Genomic DNA, 977 nt, shown 5'->3' on the forward strand with positions numbered 1-977 from the left:
ACCGTGAGCGGGTCGCGCATGTCCGTCATGAGCGGAAAGTCGAGCAACTTGGCGACGTCGAGTTCGTACTCGAGCCAGCGCGCGTCGGTGCGGCTGTGCTCCTCGAGGACGCGGCGCAGCGACCGCCACTGCGCGACGTGGTTGTCGCCGGTCTCCGGCGTTTCCGTCCGGTCGATCTGCGGCGGTTGTCCGGCCGGCCGACGGTTGGCGCTGAATGCGCGCACCGCGGCGATGGTCGCCCCGGCCAGGGGCAGGATCACGATCAACAGCTCCGCCAACCGGATGAGTAAGCCCACACGGCCAGGATGCCACCAGCGCGGCGGCTGCAGGCCGGCCGCCGCGGAGAGCGGGCCACATTCGGCGCCACTGCGACCGGACCCGTCACGTCTGCGGACGCACCCCGAGGACGTCGCGAAACAGCGCCTGCCGCAGCGCGAGTTCGCGTGGGTCGCTCCACAGGTGAAAACCCAGCCGGTTCATGACGTAGGCGAACCCGACGCCGGTGTCCGGGTCGGCGCAGCCGAAAGAGCCGCCGAAGCCGGGAGTCCCGAAGGCCCGGTCCGAGGAGCCGAAGGGGAAGTGCGGCAAGGGTTTACAGAAGCCGAGGGAATATGCTACATCGACCTTCATCACCTTGTCGCGAACTCCCTGGCTCGGTGAGAGCGCCGGGGCCGCCAGCGCGTCGACGGTGTCGCCGCCGATTCCGAGCTCGGCTCCCCCGGTGGCCGCGCTGCCGTACATGCGCGCCACCGACCGGGCGGTGCCGATGCCGTTGGCCGACGGGATCTCGACCGCCCGGACATCCTCGCGGTTGTAGTCGCCGTTGAACGGGTTGACGCCGCGCGGGACGGCGATGGCGCGGGCGGTCAGGCCGACCGGGTTGAGCGAGGCGCCCACGAACCCGGGCGGCATGACGTTGAGATGCAGAAGCGTTTCGGCGCGCGCCCAGTTGTGGACGTGCGCGACCCGCTCACGGT

1 protein-coding gene and 1 pseudogene are annotated in these 977 nt (G+C 70.5%); both read right to left on the minus strand.

Annotated elements, in window-relative coordinates; translation table 11 throughout:
• Positions 1-296 (minus strand): annotated as a pseudogene (locus tag A5678_RS10165) (hypothetical protein); the annotation flags it as partial.
• A gap of 85 nt (positions 297-381) precedes the next feature.
• Positions 382-977, minus strand: a 596-nt coding sequence (locus tag A5678_RS10170) for a serine hydrolase (RefSeq protein ID WP_156746840.1), incomplete at its 5' end; no start/stop codon positions are given.

Origin of the sequence: Mycobacterium sp. E2733 (assembly GCF_001667585.1) — a bacterium.
In the GTDB taxonomy this organism is placed as follows: Bacteria; Actinomycetota; Actinomycetes; order Mycobacteriales; family Mycobacteriaceae; genus Mycobacterium.